16 protein-coding genes are annotated in these 15406 nt (G+C 70.7%); 10 read left to right on the top strand and 6 right to left on the bottom strand.

Annotated features, from left to right (window positions below; genetic code table 11):
- Positions 1–4: 4 nt before the first annotated feature.
- From V3T34_RS24825 to tatC, 5 genes are all read left to right on the top strand, one after another.
- Positions 5–784 carry a segregation and condensation protein A gene (locus tag V3T34_RS24825; protein ID WP_305077181.1) on the top strand — a complete coding sequence of 260 codons (780 nt, stop codon included), beginning with the start codon at positions 5–7 and terminating at the stop codon, positions 782–784.
- On the top strand, positions 781–1428 hold the full coding sequence (scpB, locus tag V3T34_RS24830) for an SMC-Scp complex subunit ScpB (RefSeq protein ID WP_305077182.1): 648 nt from the start codon (positions 781–783) through the stop codon (positions 1426–1428). Before V3T34_RS24825 ends, scpB begins: the two co-directional genes overlap by 4 nt.
- A gap of 211 nt (positions 1429–1639) precedes the next feature.
- The gene (locus V3T34_RS24835) at positions 1640–1966 is read left to right on the top strand and encodes a twin-arginine translocase TatA/TatE family subunit (RefSeq protein ID WP_082742446.1); all 327 of its coding nucleotides are present in this window, start codon (positions 1640–1642) and stop codon (positions 1964–1966) included.
- 209 nt (positions 1967–2175) lie between these two features.
- On the top strand, positions 2176–2760 hold the full coding sequence (tatB, locus tag V3T34_RS24840) for a Sec-independent protein translocase protein TatB (protein ID WP_091888705.1): 585 nt from the start codon (positions 2176–2178) through the stop codon (positions 2758–2760).
- A complete protein-coding gene (tatC, locus tag V3T34_RS24845; RefSeq protein ID WP_305077183.1) occupies positions 2757–3557 on the top strand; it encodes a twin-arginine translocase subunit TatC in 801 nt (266 codons plus the stop codon). The genes tatB and tatC overlap by 4 nt, the downstream gene beginning before the upstream one ends.
- Positions 3558–3622: 65 nt before the next feature.
- On the opposite strand, the gene V3T34_RS24850 is transcribed toward tatC, so the two are convergent.
- A complete protein-coding gene (locus V3T34_RS24850) occupies positions 3623–4498 on the bottom strand; it encodes an ATP-binding protein (protein ID WP_091888707.1) in 876 nt (291 codons plus the stop codon).
- 213 nt (positions 4499–4711) lie between these two features.
- Between V3T34_RS24850 and yajC the strand changes: the two genes are divergently transcribed.
- From yajC to V3T34_RS24875, 5 genes are all read left to right on the top strand, one after another.
- Positions 4712–5041 (top strand): preprotein translocase subunit YajC, encoded by a 330-nt coding sequence (yajC, locus tag V3T34_RS24855; protein WP_048425523.1) that lies wholly within the window; start codon positions 4712–4714, stop codon positions 5039–5041.
- 88 nt (positions 5042–5129) lie between these two features.
- On the top strand, positions 5130–6737 hold the full coding sequence (secD, locus tag V3T34_RS24860; protein WP_305077184.1) for a protein translocase subunit SecD: 1608 nt from the start codon (positions 5130–5132) through the stop codon (positions 6735–6737).
- A 91-nt stretch (positions 6738–6828) separates the two neighbouring features.
- Positions 6829–7773 (top strand): protein translocase subunit SecF, encoded by a 945-nt coding sequence (gene secF, locus V3T34_RS24865; RefSeq protein ID WP_060846535.1) that lies wholly within the window; start codon positions 6829–6831, stop codon positions 7771–7773.
- Positions 7773–8177, top strand: coding sequence for an Mth938-like domain-containing protein (locus V3T34_RS24870; protein WP_060846534.1), 405 nt, complete (start codon positions 7773–7775; stop codon positions 8175–8177). Before secF ends, V3T34_RS24870 begins: the two co-directional genes overlap by 1 nt.
- Before the next feature lie 7 nt (positions 8178–8184).
- Positions 8185–9051, top strand: a complete 867-nt coding sequence (locus tag V3T34_RS24875) for a phytoene/squalene synthase family protein (RefSeq protein WP_091888709.1) — start codon at positions 8185–8187, stop codon at positions 9049–9051.
- Between the two features lie 228 nt (positions 9052–9279).
- Here the strand turns inward: V3T34_RS24875 and trmFO are convergent, their stop codons facing one another.
- From trmFO to V3T34_RS24900, 5 genes are all read right to left on the bottom strand, one after another.
- Positions 9280–10725 (bottom strand): methylenetetrahydrofolate--tRNA-(uracil(54)-C(5))-methyltransferase (FADH(2)-oxidizing) TrmFO, encoded by a 1446-nt coding sequence (gene trmFO, locus V3T34_RS24880; RefSeq protein WP_060846532.1) that lies wholly within the window; start codon positions 10723–10725, stop codon positions 9280–9282.
- Positions 10726–10909: 184 nt separating this feature from the next.
- Positions 10910–11059 carry a DUF1127 domain-containing protein gene (locus V3T34_RS24885; protein ID WP_082173034.1) on the bottom strand — a complete coding sequence of 50 codons (150 nt, stop codon included), beginning with the start codon at positions 11057–11059 and terminating at the stop codon, positions 10910–10912.
- A 403-nt stretch (positions 11060–11462) separates the two neighbouring features.
- Positions 11463–12269: a phosphatase PAP2 family protein gene (locus V3T34_RS24890; protein WP_305077185.1), complete on the bottom strand. Its 807-nt coding sequence runs from the start codon at positions 12267–12269 to the stop codon at positions 11463–11465.
- A gap of 623 nt (positions 12270–12892) precedes the next feature.
- Positions 12893–13864, bottom strand: a complete 972-nt coding sequence (locus tag V3T34_RS24895) for a S1C family serine protease (RefSeq protein WP_060846530.1) — start codon at positions 13862–13864, stop codon at positions 12893–12895.
- Between the two features lie 214 nt (positions 13865–14078).
- On the bottom strand, positions 14079–15083 hold the full coding sequence (locus tag V3T34_RS24900; RefSeq protein ID WP_305077186.1) for a transporter family protein: 1005 nt from the start codon (positions 15081–15083) through the stop codon (positions 14079–14081).
- Positions 15084–15406: the final 323 nt, after the last annotated feature.

Consider the following 15406-nt stretch of genomic DNA (forward strand, 5'->3'; position numbering starts at 1 on the left):
GGCGATGCGGCGGGACGAGGCCGCGCGGGAGATCGACGAGGACGCGCCCGAGGGCGCGGCCTTCGTGGTCGACGTCGACGGCTTCGAGGGCCCCCTCGACCTGCTGCTGGAACTCGCCCGCCGCCAGAAGGTCGATCTCGCCCGGATCTCGATCCTGGCCCTGGTCGAGCAGTACCTCGCCTTCATCGACGAGGCGCGGCGCCTGCGGCTCGAGCTGGCGGCGGACTACCTGGTGATGGCGGCCTGGCTCGCCTACCTCAAGTCGCGCCTGCTGCTGCCCGCTCCGCCCCGCGGCCCCGAGCCCGCAGGCAGCGACCTCGCCGAGGCGCTGGCCGTGCGGCTGCGCCGCCTCGAAGCCATCCGGGCCGCCGCCCTGATGCTGTCGCAGCGCGAGCAGCTCGGCCGCGACGTGTTCGGCCGCGGCGCCGCCCTGCCGGAGCCCGCGGCCGGGGAGGGGGGAGCCTTCGCCGTCACCCTGCACGACCTGATCGCCGCCTATGCCCGCCAGTGCCAGGAGCGGGCCCGCGCGCAGGTTACCCTCCCGCCCCGCAACGTCTGGTCGCTGATCGACGCCCGCACCGCCCTGGAGCGCCTGGTCGGCCCCTGGGACGACTGGACCGACCTCGATTCCTGCCTGTCACAGTACCTCGCCGACCCGAAGAGCCGCGCCACCGTGCGCGCCTCCTCGCTCTCGGCGGTTCTGGAGCTCGCCCGCGAGGGCCGGCTGCTGCTGCGCCAGGACGCCCCCTACGCGGCGATCCAGATCCGCCCGGCCGGCCCGTGAGCGCAAAACCCTCCCGCACGCCCGAGCCGCCCGTCCCCCCGTATGTCGTGCGCCTCGCCGAGGCGTTGATCTTCAGCGCGCCGGCGCCGCTCGGGCCGGCCGCGCTCGCCGCCCGGCTGCCGCCCGGCACCGACGTGCCGGCGGTCGTCGCCGAGATCGCCCGGGCCTACGGATCCCGGGGCCTGACCCTCGTCCGGGTGGCCGGCGGCTACGCCTTCCGCACCGCGCCCGACCTCGCCGGGGCCCTGCGGGGCGACGCGCCCGAGCCGCGCAAGCTGTCGCGGGCCGCGCTCGAGACCCTGGCGATCGTCGCCTACCACCAGCCGGTGACCCGGGCCGAGATCGAGGAGATCCGCGGCGTCACCACCTCGAAGGGCTCTCTCGACCTCCTGCTCGAGACCGGCTGGGTGCGCCTGCGCGGTCGCCGCCGCACGCCGGGCCGGCCGGTGACCTACGGCACCACCCCGGCCTTCCTCGACCATTTCGGCCTCGATGCCGTCTCCGACCTGCCGGGGCTCGACGAGCTGAAGGGCCTCGGCCTGATCGAGGGGCGGTTGCCGGCGGGATTCCGGGTGCCCCAGCCCGGCGACGGCGCCGATCCCGACGACGATCCGCCGCCCGGCGAGGGCGAGCCGAGCGGGTAGATTCCCCGACGCGGCATTCCGGTGCTCTCTGAGGAAGCGCCGGAGGAAACGCTTGTTTTCGCCTCCTGGCGTCCTTAGGTTCCGGCCGGACCGCGCGCGCTCGGCTCAGCCGGTGCGGCGACGATGAGCGTGCGGGATCAGAGGTTTGGGGCGTCCGCGAACGCCCCGTGACGAGTGCGGCAGCGAAACTGACGCTGCGCGGGAGAGAACCATGGGCGGCGCGAGTATCTGGCACTGGATCGTCGTCGGCGTGATCATCATGCTGCTGTTCGGACGCGGCAAGGTGTCCGACCTGATGGGCGACGTCGCCAAGGGCATCAAGGCGTTCAAGAAGGGCATGGCCGACGACGAGCAGGCCCCGACCACGACCGCGCAGGTGCCACACGCCCAGGTGCCGCCGGTCCAGGTGCCGCCCCCGGTCGTGCACCCCGCCCCGGTGCAGCCGGTCCACGCGCCGACCGCGGCGCCGCACACCGTGCCGACCGCCCAGATGCCGCCGCTCACCCCCCAGCCGAACACCGACCACAAGGTCGGCTGAGCCGCCGCCGTCGCGGAGGGGTGTGCGCGGCCCGGCCCGCCGCCCGTCCGCGTCGAAGATCGAAGGCCGGCGCAGGACCGCCCGCGGGCCCCGCCTCTCAACCGGAACCTGCGCGGCGCCGACTGGCGCCGGCGCCGCGGCGTGCTAGACAGCCCGCGCGGGGCGCCCGCCCGAGAGTCGCGCCGCGCGAGTAGCAGGGCCGTCACGCCATGTTCGATATGAGTTGGGGCGAGGTGATGCTGATCGGCGGCGTCGCGCTCGTCGTCATCGGCCCCAAGGATCTGCCCAGGGCCCTGCGCACCGTCGGCCAGGTCACCGGCCGCCTCAAGCGCATGGCCGGCGAGTTCCAGAGCCAGTTCAGCGAGGCGATGCGCGAGGCCGAGCTCGACGACGTCCGCCGCGAGGTCGAGGGCATCAACCGCAGCGTCGCCTCGGCGACGGCGACGGGATTCAACCCGGTCCAGACCATCCGCAACGAGATCAAGGGCGCGGTCGACGGCACGGCGGCCTACAAGCCGGCGACCCAGGCGCTGCCGGGCACCGACCCGCTGGCCGACCCCTATGCCGCGACGATCCCCGAGCCGGCGCCCGTCGACCCGGCCGCGCCGCCGGCCTACCAGGCGCCCGAGCCCGCCGCCGAGAAGCCGACCCACGAGGCCCTGGCCGCCGCGACCGCGCATCTCAAGGCCGATGCCGCCCGGGCGGCGCCGGAGCCGTCATCCTCCGCCACCCCGACGGCGGAGCCGTCACCCTCGACTCCTCACGACACCGCCAGCACGGGCCGCAGCGCATGATGACCGAGGCCGATGAAGCCGAGATCGAGGCCTCGCGCGCACCCCTGATCGAGCACCTGATCGAGCTGCGTTCGCGGCTGATCAAGTCGATGCTCGCCTTCGGGGTGATGTTCTTTATCTGCTTCTTCTTCGCCCAGCACATCTACAACGTGCTGGTCTATCCCTACGTGAGCGTGGTCGGGGCCGACAAGGCGCGGCTGATCGCGACCCACTTCCTCGAGCAGGTCTTCACCAACATCAAGCTGAGCGTGTTCGGCGCCGGCTTCCTGTCCTTCCCGGTGGTCGCGACCCAGCTCTACGCCTTCGTGGCGCCGGGCCTCTACCGCAACGAGCGCCGGGCCTTCCTGCCCTACCTCGTCGCCACGCCGATCTTTTTTCTGCTCGGTGCCCTCGTCGTCTATTTCCTGGCGATGCCGCTGCTGATCAAGTTCTCGGTCAGCCTGCAGCAGATCGGCCAGCCCGGCGAGGCGACGATCGAACTCCTGCCGAAGGTGGACGAGTATCTCTCGCTCATCATGACGCTGATCTTCGCCTTCGGCATCGCGTTCCAGCTGCCGGTGATCCTGACCCTGCTGGGCCAGATCGGCCTGATCGATTCGAAGTTCCTGAAGGAGCGGCGCCGCTACGCGATCGTGCTGGTCTTCGTCGCCGCCGCGGTGCTGACCCCGCCCGACGTGATCAGCCAGCTCTCGCTCGCGATCCCGATGCTGCTCCTCTACGAGGCATCGATCATCTCGGTCCGCGCGATGGAGAAGCGCCGCGAGCGCGAGCGGGCGGCCGAGGAGGCGGGGGGCTGAGCCCTCCCGCCCGGTGCCTGGGCAGCCCCCGGGGCCGCGCGAGCGGGCGCCCGGGTCTATAACCCTCAGTCGAGCCGCTGACCCAGCCGCCCGGCGAGGTCCTGGATGTACTGGAACGCCGTGCGGCCCGAGCGCGCGCCGCGGGTGGTCGACCATTCGAGCGCCTCGGCCCGCAATTGCTCGGGCGCGATCGTCAGGCCGTGGCGGGCGACGTAGGCGTCGATCATCGCCAGGTACTCGTCCTGGCTGCACTTGTGGAAGCCGAGCCAGAGGCCGAACCGGTCGGACAGCGAGACCTTCTCCTCCACCGCCTCGCCGGGGTTGATCGCGGTGGAGCGCTCGTTCTCCATCATGTCGCGGGCGAGCAGGTGGCGCCGGTTCGACGTGGCGTAGAAGATCACGTTGTCGGGCCGGCCCTCGATGCCGCCGTCGAGCGCCGCCTTCAGCGACTTGTAGGACGTGTCGTCGCCGTCGAACGACAGGTCGTCGCAGAACACCACGAAGCGGTGCGGATCGGGCCGCAGCCATCCCATCAGGGCGGGCAGGCCCTCGATGTCCTCCCGGTGGATCTCGACGAGCTTGAGCGGCCGCTCCGGCCCGCTCGCGTTGATCTCGGCGTGGACCGCCTTGACGAGCGACGACTTGCCCATGCCGCGGGCGCCCCACAGCAGCGCGTTGTTCGCCGGCAGCCCGCGGGCGAAGCGCGCGGTGTTGTCGAACAGGGTGTCGCGCATCCGGTCGATGCCGCGAAGAAGGCCCATCTCGACCCGGTTGACCCGCGGCACCGGCTGCAGCCGCCCCTCGGGCTGCCACACGAAGGCGTCGGCCGCCGCGAAATCGGGGGCGGGGATCGCCGGCGGCGCGGCGCGCTCCAGGGCCGCGGCGATGCGCAGCAGCACGGGCATCAGATCGGAGACGGGGGAGGGGGTCTGATCGGTCATCGCGGAGATGCGGGCTCCTTGCGCGGGGGCGGACGAGCGGGTGGCGCCTCATAATCCCAAGGCACCGCGAACGAAAACCCGGCCGGATCGGCCGGGGACGCCCACCACCCCGCCGTTGCTTTCGGGTCGTCCGTGGCTATAGTCCGCGCGCTTTTGCAAGGCCGGCGGGGACCCGCCCGGCCCGTTTTCGTCTTGTTTCGGGAGACCTCGAGAGTGATCACGCCCGCCTTCGCGCAGGGAGCCGGGGCGACCGGCGGCACGGACATCCTCGTGCAGGTCGTCCCCTTCATCCTGATCTTCGTGATCATGTACTTCCTGATCCTGCGCCCGCAGCAGCGCCGCGCCAAGGACCACCAGGACATGGTCAAGAACGTGCGCCGCGGCGACACGGTGGTGACCACCGGCGGCATCGTCGGCCGGGTCGCCAAGGTGACCGAGGCCCCGGAGATCGAGGTCGAGATCGCCCCGAACGTCCAGGTCAAGGTGGTCCGCACCATGATCGCCGAGGTCCGGGCCAAGGGCGAGCCGGTCAAGGCCGCCTGAGCCCGCGCTGACGCTGGGAGAGGCCCGGACAAAAAGGCGCCGGGCCGCCCTATCTGACCTCCATTCGAGACCGGTTGGGACGCCGCGGATGCTCCGTATTTCCACCACGAAGGCCGTCGCGACGCTCGCCGTGATCCTCGTCGGCCTGATGCTCGCCGTGCCGAGCTTCTTCACGGCCGATCAGCGCAGCGGCTTCATCAAGTCCCTGCCGTCCTGGTTCCCGACCTGGATCGTGCCGACCCGTGCCATCGTGCTCGGCCTCGATCTCCAGGGCGGCTCGCAGATCGTGCTGGAGGTCGACCGCAACGACCTCGGCCGTACCATGGCGCAGGGCCTGCGCGACGACGTGCGCCAGGCGCTGCGCGAATCCGGCGTCCAGGCCGACGGCGGCATCCAGCTCCAGCCGCGCGGCGTGCAGCTGCGCGTCGGCGATGCCGCCAACCGCGCCAAGGTGATGCCGAAGCTGCAGGCCCTGTCGCAGCCCGTCACCGACGCCACCCTCGGCCAGACCGGCGCCCGCACCCTCGACGTGCGCGAGGAACCGAACGGCCTGATCCAGCTCGCCTACACCGATGCGGGCTTCAACGCCCGGACCCGCCGGGCGGTGCAGCAGGCGATCGAGGTGGTGCGCCGCCGCATCGACGTGACCGGCACCACCGAGCCGTCGATCCAGCAGCAGGGCACCGACCGGATCCTGGTCCAGCTTCCCGGCGTGCAGGATCCGCAGCGGATCGAGACCCTGCTGCAGGGCACCGCCAAGCTCGAGTTCCGGCTCCTCGCCGACAGCCCGGCCGGCGACGTCGACATGCTGGTGTCCAAGGACGCCAACGGCCAGAAGGTGCCGGTGGAGCGCCGGGTGCTCGCCGACGGCTCCGACCTGACCGACGCCCAGCCGGGCTTCGACTCGAAGTCGAACGAGCCGATCGTCAACTTCAAGTTCAACCTGCGCGGCGCCCAGCGCTTCGGGCAGGCGACGAGCGAGAATGTCGGCCGCGCACTCGCCATCGTCCTCGACAACGAGGTCGTGTCGGCGCCCCGCATCCTGCAGCCGATCACCGGCGGCCAGGGCCAGATCTCCGGCCGCTTCACGGTGCAGCAGGCCAACGACCTCTCGATCCTGCTGCGCGCCGGCGCCCTGCCGGCCAAGCTCACCATCATCGAGCGCCGGACCGTCGGTCCGGGCCTCGGCCGCGATTCGATCGAGGCCGGCAAGCACGCCACCATCGTGGCGACGATCCTTGTCGTCGTGCTGATGTTCGCCGCCTACGGCGTGTTCGGCCTCTTCGCCAACATCGCGCTGCTGGTCCATGTGGGCCTGATCCTCGGCCTGATGTCGGTGCTGGAAGCCACCATGACCCTCCCGGGCATCGCCGGCATCGTGCTCACCATCGGCACCGCGGTCGATTCCAACGTGCTGATCTACGAGCGCGTGCGCGAGGAGGTGCGGGCCGGCCGCTCGATCCCGTCGGCGCTGCAGGCCGGCTTCGACCGCGCCTTCGCCACCATCGTCGATTCGAACTCCACCATGGCGATCGCCGCGGTGATCCTGTTCTTCCTCGGCTCTGGCCCGGTGAAGGGCTTCGCGGTGGTGTTCATCCTCGGCATCCTGACCACGGTCATCACCGCCGTGACCCTGACCCGGATGATGATCGCCCTCTGGTACCAGCGCCTGCGGCCCAAGACCCTGCCGATCTGACGTCCTGCCAGCCGGGTGGCTACGAGCCACCCGGCTCATGCGCTGCGCTCCGGGCAAAGGGGCGCGCCGACACACCCTTCCGAGACCGACGATGCGCCTCCTCCGCCTCTGGCCCGACGAATCCCACTTCGACTTCATGCGCCTGCGGCGCCTCAGCTTCCCGCTCTCGGCCTTCATCTCGGTCGCCACGGTGGTGCTGTTCCTGCAGATCGGGCTCAATTTCGGCATCGACTTCAAGGGCGGTACCCTGGTCGAGCTGCGGCCGAAGCCCGGCGTCACCTCCGACGTCGGCGCGGTGCGCCACACCGCCAACGATTTCGGCTTCGGCGAGACCGAGGTCCAGGAGCTCGGACAGGGCTCGATCTCGGTCCGCTTCCCGCTCCAGGCCGGCGGCGAGACCGGCCAGACCCTGGTGATGCAGAAGGCCCACGCCGCCTTCGACAAGGACTACGCCTTCGACCGCGTCGAGACCGTCGGCCCCCGCGTGTCGGGCGAGCTGGTGCAATCGGGCACGATCGGCGTCGTGCTCTCGGTCGTGGCGGTGCTGCTCTACCTGTGGTTCCGGTTCGAGCGCGAGCTGGCGCTCGGCGCCATCGTCGGCACCCTGCACGACATCGTCATCACGGTCGGGCTGTTCGTGATCACCCGGATCGAGTTCAACATGACCTCGATCGCCGCGATTCTGACGATCGTCGGCTACTCGCTCAACGAGACGGTGGTGGTGTTCGACCGCACCCGCGAGCTGATGCGCCGCTACAAGACCATGCCGACCGAGGAGCTGCTCAACCTCTCGATCAACTCCACCATGTCGCGCACCGTGATGACCGCGATGTCGACCGCCCTGTCGTTGCTCGCCCTGGTGCTGTTCGGCGGCGAGGCGATCAAGGGCTTCTCGGTGGTGATGCTGGCCGGCGTGGTGATCTGCACCTACTCGGCGATCTTCGTCTCGACCCCGTTCCTGATCTATATCGGGCTCCAGGCCGGCGGCCGCTCGCAGGCGCGCGACACCTCCAGCCTGAAGCAGGCGGCCGAGTAGTGGCGGGCGAGGGCGCCTCCGGGTCCGGGCGGCTGCATGACGGCTTCGTCCCGGGCCGCTACCCGATCGACGCCTATGGCGGCGGCGGCTTCCGCTTCGCCGACATGTCGCATCGCGGCTCGATCCTGGCGCTGCCCTCCGGCGTCCGGGCCTGGGACGTGACCGACCCGGACGGGATCACCCCGGAGAGCCTGGCACCCCTCCTGGCCGAGGCCGGCGAGGCCAACCTCCTGCTGCTCGGCACCGGGGCCGAGATCGTGTTCGTGCCCGACTCCCTGCGCCAGCACCTGAAGCAGGCCGGGATCGGCCTCGACGTAATGCAGACCGGCGCGGCGGCGCGGACCTACAACATCCTGATGGCCGAGAACCGCAAGGTCGCGGCCGCCCTGATCGCGGTACCCTGAGACCATCATGAGCGAGGCCGAGCCCCGGGATCCGGCCTGGGCCTACGCCCACTGCGAGGCGCTGGTCCGCGAGGGCGATCCCGATCGCTGGTACGCCAGCCTCTACGCGCCGGCCGAGAAGCGCCCGCACCTCCATGCGCTCGCCGCCTTCAGCCTGGAGGTGGCACGGGTGCGGGAAGCGGTGTCGAGCCCGATGCCGGGGGAATTGCGCCTGCAATGGTGGCGCGACGCTCTCCAGGGCGAGGCGCGGGGCGATGTCCGCGCGCACCCGGTCGCCGCCGCCCTCGACGATACGCTCGTCAAGGCGCGCCTGCCGCGCCAGCCCCTCGTCGATCTCGTCGATGCCCGGGTCTTCGATCTCTACGACGACCCGGTGCCCTCGACGAACGACCTCGAGGGCTATTGCGGCGAGACCGCCTCCTGCCTCATCCGCCTCGGCAGCCTGATCCTGGCGGACGGCTCGGAGCCCGGGGGCGCCGCCGCCGCGGGCCATGCCGGCGTCGCCTACGCGGTGACCGGGCTGTTGCGGGCGCTGCCCTGGCACGCGCGCAGCGGCCAGGTCTACCTGCCGGCCGACGTGCTGGCCGCTCACGGCGTCACCCGCGAGGACATCGTGGCGGGCCGCGGCGGCCCGGGCCTCGCCGGCGCCTGCGCCGACCTGCGGGCGCTCGCCCGCCGCCACCTCGCCGCCTACGCGGCCGAGCGTCACACGATCGCCGCCGTCGCCGCCCCCGCCTTCCTGCCGGTCGCGATGGTCGAGACCTATCTCGGGGCGATGGAGCGGCCCGGCTACGACCCGCTCTCGACCGTGATCGAGGTGCCGAACTGGCGCCGGATCTGGCGGCTGTGGCGGGCGGCGCGGTCGGTCAAGTAGTGCACGGCTTCGTCCGCCCGGCGACAACTCTCCGGGTCATCCCGGGGCCGCGTCGCGGAAGCCGGACTCCATAGTCGCGGACGCGGACGCGGACCGGCGAAGCGAAACGCGTTTCGCCTATCCCTGAATTCTCGGCGGTTCCGGATCCCGGGTGCTCGACTTCGTCGAGCCCCGGGATGCCGCGGGGGGCAAGAGGGGCGACTGCCCCCAGGGAGATTGCGGCCGGGGCTACTCCGCCGCCTCGGCCGGCAGCGGCTCCGGCGCCTCGCCGAGCCATTCGCCGAGCGCGGCCCGGGCGCGGTCGGTCATCGCCCGCTTCTTGGCCTGGGCCTTCTCGGGGCCGCGCAGGCGCTTGCCGTCCGGTGCCTTCGGGGCCCGGTCGAGCGGCGGGAAGAGACCGAAATTGACGTTCATCGGCTGGAACGAGCGTGGCTTGCCGGCGTCCTCGGCGGCGGTCGCGTCGTCGGAGATGTGCCCGCCGGTGATGTGGCCGATCAGCGCCCCGAGCGCCGTCGTGACCGGCAGCGGCTCGAGCGAGCGCCCCGCCCGCTCGGCGGCGGCGAAGCGGCCGGCCATCAGGCCGATCGCCGCGCTCTCGACGTAGCCCTCGCAGCCGGTGATCTGGCCGGCGAAGCGCAGGCGCGGCTCGGCCTTGAGCCGCAGGGTCGCGTCGAGGAGGCGCGGGCTGTCGAGGTAGGTGTTGCGGTGCAGGCCGCCGAGCCGGGCGAACTCGGCATTCTCCAGGCCGGGAATCGTGCGGAAGACCCGGACTTGCTCGGCATGGCGCAGCTTCGTCTGGAAGCCGACCATGTTGTAGAGCGTGCCGAGCGCGTTGTCCTGGCGCAGCTGGACGATGGCGTAGGCCTTGACCGTCGGGTTGTGCGGGTTGGTCAGCCCGAAGGGCTTCATCGGGCCGTGGCGCAGGGTCTCGGCCCCGCGCTCGGCCATCACCTCGATCGGCAGGCAGCCGTCGAAATAGGGGGTCGAGGCCTCCCACTCCTTGAACGAGGTCTTCTCGCCGTCGACGAGGGCCTGGATGAAGGCGGCGTATTGCTCGCGGTCGAGCGGGCAGTTGATGTAGTCGGCACCGGTGCCGCCCGGGCCCGCCTTGTCGTAGCGGGACTGGAACCACGCCTTGCCCATGTCGATCGAGTCGCGGTGCACGATCGGCGCGATGGCGTCGAAGAAGGCGAGCGATTCGGCGCCGGTGAGCCCGCGGATGCCCTCGGCGAGGCCGGGCGCGGTGAGCGGGCCGGTCGCCACGATCACGCTGTCCCAGGAGGCCGGCGGCAGCCCGTCGATCTCCTCGCGGGCGATGGCGACGTTCGGGTGCGCCTCCAGCGCCGCCGTGACCGCGCGGCTGAAGCCCTCGCGGTCGACGGCGAGCGCGCCGCCCGCCGGCACCTGGTGGGCATCGCCGCAGCGCATGATCAGCGAGCCCAGGCGGCGCATCTCCTGGTGCAGCAGCCCGACGGCGTTGAGCGACGCATCGTCGGAGCGGAAGGAGTTGGAGCAGACCAGCTCGGCGAGGCCGTCGGTCTGGTGCGCCTCGGTGCCGCGCAGGGGCCGCATCTCGTGCAGCACCACCGGCAGGCCGGCCTCGGCGATCTGCCAGGCGGCTTCCGAGCCGGCGAGGCCGCCGCCGACGACGTGAATGGGAAGGGATCCGGACATGACGCGGCATATCGGATCGGGCGCCACGGACGCAACACCGCCGATGCGCGGCGAATGGCGGGGCCCGGACAAGCGAACGCCCGCCGGAAGGGGCGGGCGCGCGAGACGATGGTGAGCCGGATGGCTTCGATCGACTTGGGGTACTCGGGTACGCGGTAGCTTAACGGTACGCGTGACGGTGAGCTTAGGCGACCGAGCGGGCGATGCCCTGGATCTCGAAACGGCTGATGCCGAGATCGTCGAGCTCGCGGTCGGACAGACGCGACAGCTCGTGGACGGTCTCGCGGTAGCGGAGGTAGGAGCGGATCTTGCTGAGGATGAGGGAGACGAACATCGGTTTTGACCTCTGAGCGGGCATCCGGTGCGAACCGTTTCGGCACCGACCGCCTGCTTCTGTTGCAACGCACCATATGGGAGTTGGCTGCCGTGGTGTGAGACGGGACTGCGTAAGCCAGCCATGCACGATTCACATGCAGCGGTCAGGGAATCGTCAACAATCCCGGATGCTCGCCGATTTGGCAGCACTCTGGCGCATGAAGCGCAATTCCCACGGGGATTTAGGCACTATGCTGCAGGGCCCCAAGGGAGCGGGCTGACGCTGGGATCGGAGTGCCGCGGGATCGTACGGACGCGCGATCGAGGCAGTCGCTGGCGACATGGTGTGCAGTGCAATGCCGGCCCATCGCAGTGCCGATGTTTTGGGCATTCCGGGACCCGAGCCGCGCGGCCCCGGCTCCTCATCGGGTCGCCCGCTCGGCGGTCGCGACGCGCGTCGACGGGTCGGTCGGCCGGTACGGGAGCGTCGGCGATCCTGCGAGACGGTCGAGGAGGCGATAGCCGAGATCGGAGCCGCGCACCGCGAGCAGGATCGCGAGGCCGGCGACGAGATGGCCCGCCACGACGTCCATCACGTAGTGCCCGCCGCAGCCGACGGTGGCGACGGACATGATCCCGTCGAGGGCGATGGCGGGCAGGCGCAGGGACCGGAAGCACCAGAACGACCATGCCGACAGGACCGCCGAGGCGGCATGGAAGCTCGGAAAGGAGATGATCCCGAGTTCGGGCCGGACCGAGAGATCGCGCAGCGCTCCCGACCGCAGCGCATCGTAGGCCGCGACGTCCGTCGCGCCGTGGGGCCATGACGGGGTGCCGCGCCAGGCCGGATCGAGAAAGGCGACGATGCCGCGCGTCGGCGCCGCGATGCTCAGGATCGACGTGAGGAAGATCGCGATGGCGAAGGCGGCGAGATAGCGGTCGAGCGCGCGATACCGACCGGATGCGGCGTAGAGGCCGATCACCACGACCATCTGCGGGATCATGCAGCGATAGGACACGTCCAGGACGGCCCGGATCCCCGGATTGGCATCGAGCCACCGCATCCAGGCGACGTGATCGAAGCCGAGCGCCAGATCGATCTCCCTGATCGTGTCGTCCACGAGCGGCAGCGCGAAGGCCTGTACCTGCCACGGGAAGACGAGGGTGAAGTCGCAGATCGCCACCACGGCGACGCAGTTCTGCAGCGGTCCCGTGAGCCGATCCCGCATCCCCGATCCCGACGGCAGGCACAAGGCGCAGCACAGGCCGGCCAGGACTGCGAGCAGCCACAGATCGGTCCTCCGTATCGTGAACCCGAAGAAGGTTGTCATGCCTTGCATCATGATGCTGCACAGGCAAAGCAACGCGAGCAGAAATGGAGAAAGCGACGCAGTGGGCGCCGTAACGTGGGATGTCGATGCCATATCACGGCGACCTGCAAGATAGGAAGCCCATCAGGCGTGGGGCCGATTAATTTGAAATGAAAATCATCTCGGTGGATATGCGGTAATCTGAAGATATGACAGATATAACGAGACCAATATCAGGTATCTATAGTGATACTTGAGGCGTGAATTGCTCTAACAATATTAAGCGAAGTCGATCGATGCCGCCGTCAAGACGAAACAATTCGCGATTTTTTTTGACCGCTCGATCGGGCAGGCCGCGCCGGCCTCGGTGCCGGTGGAGCGCGCGGGACGGCGAACAGCGCAGACGCGATCCCGCGGCCGCCGATGTCGGTCGGGGAGGGAGCCGCCTGCGGACCATCCTGCCGCTCCGGGCGCCGCTTGGCGGTCGGCCGCGCGCGGCGCCAAAAGACCGGCCCGGAGTCCCGAGCCGGTTCCGTCGCGCCTCAGTGCAGCCGCGGCGCGACCAGGAAGGTCGCGCGGTCGGCCGAGACGACCGGGATGCTGAGCGTGCGGCCGTCGCGGTGCACGGTCAGCGGCACGGTGATGCCGGCCGGGCCCAGCGCCCAGACGGCGCGCAGGAAGCCCGCGAGGTCGCCGACTTCCTCCTGTCCCACCGCCATCAGGATGTCGCCGGCGCGCAGGTCGGCGACCTCGGCGGGCGCCCGGGGCGACAGGCCCATCACCACGACCTGGTCGTCGATCTCGGTGGCGTAGAGGCCGAGCCAGGGCCGGGGCGGGCCCGAGACCCGCCCGAGGGTCGTCAGGTCGGCCAGGATCGGCTTCAGGAGGTCGATCGGCACCGACATGTTGATCGGGCGCCCGTCGCGGCCGCTCTGCTGCAGCTGCAGCGAGCCGATGCCGGTGAGTTCGCCGGCCGGGCCGATCAGCGCCGCCCCGCCCCAATGCGGGTGGGCGGGCGAGGTGAAGATCGCGTCGTCGAGGAGGTACTCCCAGTATCCGGCGAATTCCTGCACCGCGACCACCTCGGCGGCCACGGAGCGGGAACGGCCGCCGGCTCCGGCCATCACCAGCTTGTCGCCGACGCGCAGGGACGCGGCGCTGCCGATCGGCAGGTGCGGCAGGTCGAGCGACCCCAGGGCCTGCACCAGGCCCAGGCCCGTGGCGGCGTCGTAGCCGACGACGTGGCCGGGCAGGGTGCGCCCGTCATGGGCGGTGAGCCAGACGGTGTCGGCCTCGGTGATCAGGTAGCCGATGGTGAGCACCAGGCCGTCCTCACCGATGACGACGCCGTTGCCGGCCCGCTCGGTGCCGAGGATCTCGGCCGTGTAGGCGCCGTCCGGCACCCGCGAGGACAGGGCGACGATCGCCGTCAAGGTCTGGTCGAGGTCGTACGAGTAGGCCGCCGGGCGGGGCTGCACCGAGGAGGGGATCTTCCAGTCGCCGGGCGCCGCCATCATGGTCTCCTGCCGGGGCTCGGCGCCCCGCGCGTCACATCTCGAAGGGCGTCGGGGCTCCGACGGCCCAGTCCGCACGCTCCACGTTATAGGTCGCGGGGTCCCGGCCCGACAGGCGCCCGCAACGCAGAACGCCCGGCTCGCGACGAGCCGGGCGCCGGACGGGCCTCGCCGCGGCGAGGCCCGGGGATCGCGTGCGCGATCGGTTCTTCGATCAGTACTTGCGGATGAGCGGGACCGGCGCCGGCTCGGGCGCGGCCGCCACGGTGTAGAGCGGGGCGACGACGCGGAACCAGCCCTCGGTCGAGTAGGCCTCGCGGTTCGTCGCCAGGCCGGTGACCGGCGAGATCTGGCGCGCCGAGGTGGCGACGTCGCGGGCGACCCAGGCCTGGACCGTGAACTTGCCGAAATCGTAGCCGACGAGGCCGCCGAGGGCGAAGCGGCCGCCGCCGCCGCCCACCACCGTGCCGCAGGTGGCGAAGTTGCCGTTGCACGGCGCGCCGAAGGCGAGCTGGCTGCGGTTCGGCAGGTTGGCGGTGCCGTAGCCGATCGCGCCGATCTCGAACTTGCCGAACTTCTTGGTCGCGGTCAGGTCGAGGTTGAGGGCGTCGGTCGGGTACTGGCTGCCGTAGAAGCCCGGGATGCCGCCGCGGCCGCCGAAGCGGGCCGGCGTGTCGTAGAAGTTGTAGGTCAGGTTGGCGGTGACGTTCCAGCCGTCGCCGGTGTAGCTGATGGCGAAGCCCTGGCGGTAGGTGTTCGAGGCCAGGATCGGCAGGCCGCCGCCGCGGCCGGCATTCAGCTCGTTCAGGTACACGCCGGCCAGGTAGCTGACGCCGATGTTGTTGCCGAGATCCCAGGCGAAGATGCCGCCGACGAAGGTGCCGACGTTGATGCTGGTGTCCCGCCCGCCCGGAGCGCGAGAGAAGGTGAATACGGTCGGCGGAGCGACGGCGAGCTCGACGCGGGCGCCGAACACCTTCCAGGGGGTCGACCAGACCAGGACCGGGATGTTGACCGCGGTGTCGGTCGAGGTGAGGTTCGGGCCGTCCGGGCTGCGATAGGTGAACGTGTTGATCGCGTACACGCCCTCGGGCAGCGGCGCGCCGATCGCGAGGCCGACCTGCTCGCCGGGCACCGTCGTCGTCTGCGCGTAGGATGCCGTCGCCGACATGCCGAGGGACAGGGCAGCCGCCCCCGCGGCGAGCCAATACTTGACCATGAGATTTCCTTCCCAGCTACTCTCGGGAAGGGACCGCCGCTCATGCATCGACGTCGCGCGCTATGAAGTGCGCACGTGAATCGACACCTCGCTCCGTGCGGCCCCCGCCGTGTTGCGCAGTCTGAACGGGATAATCTTCCAACAGCCACGCTCCGAACGCCAGCCCTTTGCCCAGGCGGGTTGCAGAGGTTGCCTGGCCGTTGCGCAAATGACGCATTTCCGACACAGACGGGGACGGTGGAGCCGCACGATTACTGCGGCGTATTTTCGGAAAAAACATCCGCTTGCTGCGCCGCACAAGCCGCTTCGCGGCCTTGGCGGCG

Source organism: Methylobacterium ajmalii, from assembly GCF_036448855.1.
GTDB classification, from domain to species: domain Bacteria; phylum Pseudomonadota; class Alphaproteobacteria; order Rhizobiales; family Beijerinckiaceae; genus Methylobacterium; species Methylobacterium ajmalii.

Coding starts and splice junctions, on each gene's coding strand:
- V3T34_RS24825 (WP_305077181.1), top strand. CDS start 5: ATGCGGCGGGACGAGGCCGCGCGGGAGATCGACGAGGACGCGCCCGAG.
- V3T34_RS24835 (WP_082742446.1), top strand. CDS start 1,640: ATGGGCGGCGCGAGTATCTGGCACTGGATCGTCGTCGGCGTGATCATC.
- tatB (WP_091888705.1), top strand. CDS start 2,176: ATGTTCGATATGAGTTGGGGCGAGGTGATGCTGATCGGCGGCGTCGCG.
- tatC (WP_305077183.1), top strand. CDS start 2,757: ATGATGACCGAGGCCGATGAAGCCGAGATCGAGGCCTCGCGCGCACCC.
- V3T34_RS24850 (WP_091888707.1), bottom strand. CDS start 4,498: ATGACCGATCAGACCCCCTCCCCCGTCTCCGATCTGATGCCCGTGCTG.
- secD (WP_305077184.1), top strand. CDS start 5,130: ATGCTCCGTATTTCCACCACGAAGGCCGTCGCGACGCTCGCCGTGATC.
- secF (WP_060846535.1), top strand. CDS start 6,829: ATGCGCCTCCTCCGCCTCTGGCCCGACGAATCCCACTTCGACTTCATG.
- V3T34_RS24875 (WP_091888709.1), top strand. CDS start 8,185: ATGAGCGAGGCCGAGCCCCGGGATCCGGCCTGGGCCTACGCCCACTGC.
- trmFO (WP_060846532.1), bottom strand. CDS start 10,725: ATGTCCGGATCCCTTCCCATTCACGTCGTCGGCGGCGGCCTCGCCGGC.
- V3T34_RS24885 (WP_082173034.1), bottom strand. CDS start 11,059: ATGTTCGTCTCCCTCATCCTCAGCAAGATCCGCTCCTACCTCCGCTAC.
- V3T34_RS24890 (WP_305077185.1), bottom strand. CDS start 12,269: ATGCGGGATCGGCTCACGGGACCGCTGCAGAACTGCGTCGCCGTGGTG.
- V3T34_RS24895 (WP_060846530.1), bottom strand. CDS start 13,864: ATGGCGGCGCCCGGCGACTGGAAGATCCCCTCCTCGGTGCAGCCCCGC.
- V3T34_RS24900 (WP_305077186.1), bottom strand. CDS start 15,083: ATGGTCAAGTATTGGCTCGCCGCGGGGGCGGCTGCCCTGTCCCTCGGC.